The 7,723-nt window shown below is 37.7% G+C and carries 7 protein-coding genes; 3 read left to right on the top strand and 4 right to left on the bottom strand.

Annotated features, from left to right (window positions below):
* Positions 1-267: 267 nt before the first annotated feature.
* From VJ937_RS05735 to VJ937_RS05720, 4 genes are read right to left on the bottom strand one after another with little or no spacing between them, the layout of a single operon-like run.
* Positions 268-951 carry an ABC transporter ATP-binding protein gene (locus tag VJ937_RS05735; RefSeq protein WP_324065932.1) on the bottom strand — a complete coding sequence of 228 codons (684 nt, stop codon included), beginning with the start codon at positions 949-951 and terminating at the stop codon, positions 268-270.
* A complete protein-coding gene (locus VJ937_RS05730) occupies positions 952-2,211 on the bottom strand; it encodes an ABC transporter permease (RefSeq protein WP_324065931.1) in 1,260 nt (419 codons plus the stop codon).
* Positions 2,208-3,308 (bottom strand): efflux RND transporter periplasmic adaptor subunit, encoded by a 1,101-nt coding sequence (locus VJ937_RS05725; protein WP_324065930.1) that lies wholly within the window; start codon positions 3,306-3,308, stop codon positions 2,208-2,210. The genes VJ937_RS05730 and VJ937_RS05725 overlap by 4 nt, the downstream gene beginning before the upstream one ends.
* An 18-nt stretch (positions 3,309-3,326) precedes the next feature.
* On the bottom strand, positions 3,327-3,755 hold the full coding sequence (locus tag VJ937_RS05720) for a Crp/Fnr family transcriptional regulator (RefSeq protein ID WP_324065929.1): 429 nt from the start codon (positions 3,753-3,755) through the stop codon (positions 3,327-3,329).
* Positions 3,756-4,160: 405 nt separating this feature from the next.
* Here VJ937_RS05720 and VJ937_RS05715 point away from each other — a divergent pair, with 405 nt between their 5' ends.
* The 3 genes from VJ937_RS05715 (at position 4,161) to VJ937_RS05705 (ending at position 7,455) form a co-directional block, all read left to right on the top strand.
* Positions 4,161-5,966, top strand: coding sequence for a helix-turn-helix domain-containing protein (locus VJ937_RS05715; RefSeq protein WP_324065928.1), 1,806 nt, complete (start codon positions 4,161-4,163; stop codon positions 5,964-5,966).
* 213 nt (positions 5,967-6,179) lie between these two features.
* Positions 6,180-6,827 (top strand): hypothetical protein, encoded by a 648-nt coding sequence (locus tag VJ937_RS05710; RefSeq protein ID WP_324065927.1) that lies wholly within the window; start codon positions 6,180-6,182, stop codon positions 6,825-6,827.
* A gap of 58 nt (positions 6,828-6,885) precedes the next feature.
* A complete protein-coding gene (locus VJ937_RS05705; RefSeq protein WP_324065926.1) occupies positions 6,886-7,455 on the top strand; it encodes a hypothetical protein in 570 nt (189 codons plus the stop codon).
* The last annotated feature ends 268 nt before the right edge of the window (positions 7,456-7,723 follow it).

The raw sequence follows: 7,723 nt of genomic DNA, 5'->3' as shown, positions 1-7,723 counted from the left end.
TAAGTAGGTTGCCCATATTGAGTCTGTAATAAGGTGCTGGCTTTTTTGGGCTAGTTCGAGGCGCAAAAATCGCGGATAGCCTAGCTATCCAAGGCTTTTTGCAACGAAGAAATCGCCCCAAAAAGACGCAGATTATTACTTGATTTAATTGGGCAACCTACTTATCATTTCTGTTTTCGAGTTTTGTGTTTAAGTTACCGCTAACGGCTGGCTATGGCGCGTTTTAATGCGCCACAGGCATTGTTGTGCTTTCGTGCTTTTGGCCATTCACATTCTTATTATTCTTCCATCCTCAAGTTCTATGATGCGCCCTGTTTTATTTGCAAATTCTAAATCATGAGTGACGACGAGTAATGTCTTGTTATAAACCTCGGTAAGCTCTTTGAAAATATTGAACACTCTATCTGCATTCTTGCTGTCTAAGTTTCCTGTTGGTTCATCGCACATAATAATATGTGGGTCATTGATTAGCGCGCGAGCAATGGCAACACGTTGTTTTTCACCTCCAGATAGTTTATTGGCCATTTTTTTTGCCAACTTTTCTATGCCGAGTGCTTTCAATGCCTCATAAGCTTTGTGTTCCAATTCTTCTTCACTTTTTTTATTTAACCTGTATCCAGGTAGCATAACATTTTTGATGGCAGAAAACTCGTTTAAAAGATAGTGAAATTGAAATACAAAGCCAATTTTTTCATTTCGAATGGCGGCTAATTCTTGCTCTGATTTATTTTTAGTGGTAATTCCATCGATTAGCAATTCACCCGAAAAGTCGGTATCCATGGTTGAAAGGATGTATAATAAGGTGGACTTTCCACAACCGGATCGACCTATGACGGAAGTGTATTCTCCATAATTTAAGTCAAAAGAAATATCCTTTAACACATCAACACGGACTGGATCAAAAAACGATTTATTGATAGCTCGTGCTTCTAATACCTTTTTTTTCGCCATTTACTTTCCTCTTATTATAACTACTGGATCCACTTTTGAAGCTTTTTGGGCAGGTAGCCAACCCGCTAGAAACGTCATTATGATTGCAAATATGATCGCAATAGAATAGTATTGAACTCCATAGTCTATTGGGTAGGTTGTTACGTTGGGCACAGAAGGTGCGTCAAACGGAATCGTATCCACGATATTCGATAATAAATAGCCCAGCAATACTCCAAATAATGCTCCTGAAAGACCTATACTTAATGAAATGGAAATAAAGATTTTTTTTACATCGCTACTATTATAGCCCGTAGCTTTCAATATCGCGATAGTATCCATTTTCTCATAAATTAACATATTCAGAATGTTGTAGATCCCGAAGCCAGAAACAATCAATAAGGCAATTCCAACAGCATAGGAAATAATAGACCGCACACTACTTCCTGTTTCAAACTGAGCATTGGCTGTTTGAAGATCTTCAGCATTGAGATTAAAAAACTTTTCATATTCAATCGCAGTTAAGGGGGCTTTATCAAGGTTCTTCAACTTTATTTGAATATCTCCAACATAATTATTGCTGACACCTTTGATTCTTCGGGTCGTTTTTAAGCTGGCATAGCTTTGAACTTTATCAATCTGGGCCATGCCGGTTTGATAAAAGCCTACTACTTTTAAAGAGAACTGCTGACCTTCGGAGGTTGTAATATTGATAAGGTCATCAATTTGGGCATTGATGAGTTCTGCCACACCTTGCCCAAGGATAATGCTATTTGGAATGTTTTCAAGATCTTGATAATTGCCTTTAGCCAGGTATTCCTCAAATGCAAAGAGCTTTGACTCTTTATTGACCTCCAAACCATTAATGATTCCATTTATATCCGTGTTCCCATAATTGTAAAATACCTGGGCGGAAAGCTTGGCAGAAACACCTACAACTCGATTATCATTATTAAGTTTTTGAATAATCTTTTGAGCGTTATAAATCTCTTTTCGAGTATTGGTTGGTTTGATAGAACTAATAAAATTATGATGATCCTTATATTCATCACTCAGGTCAATGGGTTGATTTTGGCTAGGCTGGGTATCATTATATAATCGGATGTGTGGAGTTCGGTTTAATACCATACCATCCAGTAAGTTATTCAATCCTTCCATAAAGCCGAGCAGTGTTACAAAAAGAGCAATACTAAACGTAACACCAATAGCAGCAATGAGCGTTTGTTTCCATCTTGCTAAGAGGAGCGCTCCAGCAATCTCTATAAGGTGTTTTTGCTTCATTCTTCTGATCGTTGAATGGAAGTGTTTTCATCGATTCCGCTGAGTATTTCAACAATCTCATAGTCCATTAACCCAACCTCTACAAATTGCATTTCTCCGTTGCTAAGCATCACAGTAGAATCATTAAATAAAAAGTTTCTTGGAATAGTTAATGCCTCTTTTTTTGTTTGAATGACAATATTGGCTTCTACGGTGAGATTCGGAAATAGCTTAGGTGGTTGGTTTGTGAATACTGCTTCTGCCTGAAAAGAGCGTGTTCTTTTATTCATTATTGGTTCTATGGTAACGATTCGGCCTTCGAAAACCTGTTCGTCATAACTATCCATACGAATGATGACTTGTTGGTCTTGATTCAGTTTAACGATATCTTTTTCATCTATGCTCAATTCTATGATAAAAACATCGGCACCTATGATTGCAACAGGTTCACGACCATCGGTTAATTCCCCTTCTTCTTTATTTAATTTATATATGCGCCCATTTAATTCGCTTTTCACAATGAAGTTATCTTCCTTTATTTGCGCAATCTTTAAGTTATTTTTACTTTGGTCTGAAGATAGTTTCAATTGACGTTGGACATCTTCGAAATTTGATAGTTCGCGCTCTAGCTCCACCTTAGCTCTCTCTAACTTTAATTCGGCTTGCTCAAATTCACGTTTGCTTCCAATGTTCTGGCTCCATAGATTTTTTTGTCTTTGGTAAAGAAGAGAATCGTTTATGAATATTTGCTTAGCAAGCATAACTAATTTTTTGGCGGCATCAAGCTTGTCTTTATTATTGGCATAGTCAGAAGCAACGGAATTAAGTCGAGCATTTTCTGTGGCTATTTTTTGATTTCTATTGTCTATTTTAAAAATGGAGTCCCCCCTTTTTACTTTTTGCCCTTCTAGAACAAAGATTTTTTCAATAACTCCACTCACAGGGGCAAAAACTTCATACTGGTTTTTACTTTTTATCACTCCGGTAGAATAGACACTTTCAGTAATACTTTTGATTTCAGGTGTTATTGTCTCCGTTTTTGGGTTACAAGAGAATAGCACTAAAGAAACCACTCCAAAGAGAATAGATTTTAACATTTTATTTATCTGAATAGACATTTGGATTCTCATTAGATCTCAGCTAATTGGTAATTTATATTTTTGTTCAGCGAAAGCTGCTTCCATTATTGCACGAGAAATTGTTTCGAACCTTGGAAAGTGTTTGAAGAGTTCCTGAGCTTGCTGTTCATTACCCACAACTACAGTAGTATCTTCCATACAAATCCAATTGTGGTTTGCAGAACTTTGAAGAGATAAACTATTTAATGAAATAGCCCATTGTTCCTCAGAGAAGAAATTCGTAGTCTTTTCTTCCCCATCAGATAGTATATATTCTCGAATACAACCTTCAAGCACAAAATACGTGTTTGACGAAATTTGCCCTTCCTTTAATAAGTACTCTCCTTTTTTGAATGCTTTGGTTTGCATGCTTTTAACAATTGCTTCAGACTCTTCAATAGAAAGAGGCGATATCTTAGAAAAGTAATTGATAAATTTCTCGTGCATTAAGTTTTTTTTTAATTACCGATAATGGCTTTGTGCAAACGATGTAGGCGCGTTTAGCGACTATAGCCGTTTTACACTTTTTAGCTGTCGGATTCTTTTCTTTTATTGGCATACTGAAGGCGATGGGGTTGCTACATTCTTTCCTTATTGTATAAGTAGGTTGCCCAATTAAATCAAGCAATAATCTGCGTCTTTTTGGGGCGATTTTTGCGCCTCGAACTAGCCCAAAAAAGCCAGCACCTTATTACAGACTCAATATGGGCAACCTACTTACTTCACAATTTAAGATTATAATTTTATATTTGATATCAACTTGCTCATATATCTGAGTTGTAGCCGATTAAAAGAAAAATCATTAAAAATTCAATGTCAGTTCGTAGAAGCCCCGATGAAGTATCGTAAAAAATGAGCAACCATCTACCTATATCATCATCTAATAAGTCCATTGCGGTTCTCCCTTTTGTTAATATGAGTGCCGACCCTGAGAACGAATACTTCAGCGATGGCATAACTGAAGAAATAATCAATGCCCTAACCACCGTGAAGGGCTTGAAAGTCATTGCCCGCACCTCCTCTTTTGCATTTAAGAATAAAAATATAGATGTGCGTACGATCGGTAGCCGATTGGGCGTAAGTACTGTTTTGGAGGGAAGCGTCCGCAAGGCCAAAAACAGGATTCGAATTACTGCCCAGTTAATTAATACCAATGACGGAACACACTTTTGGTCCAAGAATTTCGATCGGGAATTAAAAGACATTTTTGCCTTACAAGATGAAGTGAGCCTGCTCATTGCTGACCAGATCCGGGAAAATTTTGGTCACCTCAATATTCAAGAACATTTAATTGAAGCGCCTACACAAAATATAGAGGCTTACAACCTTTACCTCAAAGGTCGCTACCAACATTTAATGTGGGATGGACCAGGAATCGCAAATGCAATAGAACTCTACGAACAATGTGTAGCGATAGATCCCTCATTTACTTTGCCTTACTTTGGGTTGGCATATTGTTATGCCATGTCTGGATCCTGGGGAAATGATAGAGGCTTATTGCAGAGGTCAGAAGAGAATCTCAGTAATGGTTTTAACCTGGACAAACAATCTTATATAGGGTATTTCAGTAAAGCGACATTGTCCTTTTGGGGGCATTGGGATTTCGTCAATGGGCATATATTTTTTCAAAAAGCAATAGAACTTAATCCCTCCTATACGGAAGCAGAAGAAGGTTTATGCGAATTGTATACAGCAGTAGGTTATTTCGAAAAAGCGCTCTGGCATACTGATAACATTTTAAGAATAAACCCTTTGTCTGCAAATCATTATTTCACCAAGGCGAATATTCATTATTTAAAAGAGGACTATACAAAAGCGCTGGAATGTATAGAGACCTCATTGAGCATCAACCCCGATTTTACACATCCCATTGCACTAAAACAAGTGTGCTTAATTCTTACAAAAGATTACGAAAAACTAAATGACTTCTTAGATAAAACCCCTTTGGCCGAGCGACCAGAAGAATGCAGAGTATTATACCAATTGGTCAATCCAGAAGATAAGATCGATGCTGATATCAGCAGGGTGAGCTCAATGATAAAAAAGGATTCTAAGGGAGCGCTTTTTCCCTGGCAACTTTTCTTGTTGGTCCATTTGGACAAACACGAAATGGCATTGGACTTTTTGGAAAAAAATATCAAAATGCGTACCGGTCAAATCATAAACTTTATGAATATTCCGCTACTTAAACCTTTACATCGGTATGATAGGTTTCAGAAATTATTACAAACCACTTTCCAAATAAAACTATTACCACCTAATCCTGAAATACAAATTACCTCTCCTGCCTCCAACGCCTTAATGTCAGGTGCTGAAGTCGATATCGTTTTAGAAATACTTGGCAAAGGAATGAAGGAAGAAAAGTGGTTTCAAAACCCATCTTTATCTTTACGCTCGCTAGCCGAAAACTTGAATATTAGCCCTAACAAGCTTTCCTGGTTGCTAAATGAACAAATTAGCCAAAACTTCAATGAATACATCAATAGTTTTCGCTTGGAGAACTTCAAAGAAAATGCCCTAAATCCTGCTAATAGCCACCTTACCCTTTTAGCGCTGGCTTATGAAAGCGGCTTTAATTCTAAATCGGTATTTAATGGATTCTTTAAAAAGATCGAAGGAATGACACCGAAAGCTTGGGTGAAGTCTAATCAAGTTTAAGCCTGTATAAAAGGTCCCAAATCTCACTAAAAGGTCCGAAATTTCATTTCAGGACGATTCTACTTCCTTTCCACTCCATCTTTGTATTGTCAATTCGATAAAGCAGAGTGCATAATCATCGGATGATGATTCCTTTCCCATTTACTAGACGATTTAACCATAAGGAGAGGTGCTTTGTAGAAATCGATTTTTTCAGAAAAATATATTACCGTCATGAAAAGTCTATTAACCATTCTTTTATTTTTTTGCACACTTAGTGCTTTTGCTCAAACTAGCTCACCGGAGGGTAAAGAAACTGAAGTAACCCATAAGTGGAGGGTAAGTTTACCTTATATTGTTCCTGATGAGCTTATCTCTGGTTGGAATGATCGAACAAGTATTCAAATGGTAGAATTACATGTAAAACGCAACCTGGATAATAAGAACATCATTGGGGTAAAGTTTGCCACCTGGCGATTATTTCAACCCATGGGAATCACATGGTGGGATGGTCTTTTGGATAAAATAGATTCTGGAAGTGAATTTTACGATGGATACTTAAGAGAAACAGGAATTGGCATCACCTACCAACGCATGCTTTGGAAAGGGCTTTTTGCCTCTATTGAAGTGCTGCCACAGATTCAAACATATACGGATTTAGAAGGCAATAAGATTAAAAATGGCTTTAAAGTTTACAATTCGTATCACTTGGGCTACCATATCGCATTTGGTAAGAAAAAAAGAATTTTTATAGAACCTCAAGTTCATGTTAACCAATGGATGTTTGACAACAACTCGCCTGCAGGATTTAAGGAGTTCGATGATAAATATGGAAACATCTTTCTTTTTGAGCCTAACCTTTATATAGGGGTGAAGTTTTAAGCTTTTGGCTAACAAGTCAAATCAATTCCTTTACCTATAACCTTCATAAATATTAAAAATGAAAAACTTATTAATTGTTGTGTTTACGTTTTGTACGCTCCTCTCTTATGGTCAAAAGGATACCGACCAAATTGAAAGAAAAGGGTTTGTTATTGGTTTTGGAATAGGCGGCGGTGTCATCAGTGTATCTGATAGTGATCAAGAAGTACCTTTCGACGAAGCTCAAGGCGGCGGCAGTTTCCCTAATTTAAAAGTGGGATGGATGGTCAATGATCGCCTGGCTATTCTAGGAATGTATTCTGGAATGAGCTACGAATACGAAGGCAAAGACCGAAGTTTTGATGCATTTATGCCATCCGTTCAATACTGGGTAAAAGACCGATGGTGGGTAAATGCTGGCGCAGGTCTAGCTATGGATTTTCCAGCATTCTATGAAGACAACATTAAAGAGGAAGATTGGAATTTTGGTGGAGCAGTTGCCTTCAGTACAGGGTATGAATTAGTACAAAAGAAAAAATTTGCGCTAGATCTTCAAACCCAACTGCAGATGGGATGGACTAATTTAGATAATGATCGAGATCGAGACGTTGTAGTGCTCTCTATTGGACTAGGATTTAATTGGTATTAAGAAGCAAAATCCTCATTACCCATACTGCCGACTTCCAATACCTGGCTCCGGTTTCGTACAACACTAGAGCAGAAAGTCTCGGCTTCCAGCCAACTTTCGCTCTTAGTTGCGTATTCCGGTCACGTTGGTTCTTCGTCACTTTTGGTGGTATTGATCAACTGGAATCCATCAGCACCCGCTTTCGCAGTAATATGAAGCCGGCTCGGCCATACATTTGGCGCTTGATATTTTCAATCGGTTTACCTGTCCTTCCACCTGACCATTACTC

The organism is Salinivirga sp. (assembly GCF_035268865.1).
Taxonomy (GTDB): domain Bacteria; phylum Bacteroidota; class Bacteroidia; order Bacteroidales; family Salinivirgaceae; genus Salinivirga.
Note: the sequence above shows the minus strand (reverse complement) of the source record. Positions and strands in the feature narration are given on the sequence as shown.

What these genes read in the sequence shown, in the direction of transcription:
- VJ937_RS05725 (WP_324065930.1), bottom strand. Translation starts at nt 3,308, where the DNA reads ATGTCTATTCAGATAAATAAAATGTTAAAATCTATTCTCTTTGGAGTG.
- VJ937_RS05720 (WP_324065929.1), bottom strand. Translation starts at nt 3,755, where the DNA reads ATGCACGAGAAATTTATCAATTACTTTTCTAAGATATCGCCTCTTTCT.
- VJ937_RS05735 (WP_324065932.1), bottom strand. Translation starts at nt 951, where the DNA reads ATGGCGAAAAAAAAGGTATTAGAAGCACGAGCTATCAATAAATCGTTT.
- VJ937_RS05705 (WP_324065926.1), top strand. Translation starts at nt 6,886, where the DNA reads ATGAAAAACTTATTAATTGTTGTGTTTACGTTTTGTACGCTCCTCTCT.
- VJ937_RS05710 (WP_324065927.1), top strand. Translation starts at nt 6,180, where the DNA reads ATGAAAAGTCTATTAACCATTCTTTTATTTTTTTGCACACTTAGTGCT.
- VJ937_RS05730 (WP_324065931.1), bottom strand. Translation starts at nt 2,211, where the DNA reads ATGAAGCAAAAACACCTTATAGAGATTGCTGGAGCGCTCCTCTTAGCA.
- VJ937_RS05715 (WP_324065928.1), top strand. Translation starts at nt 4,161, where the DNA reads ATGAGCAACCATCTACCTATATCATCATCTAATAAGTCCATTGCGGTT.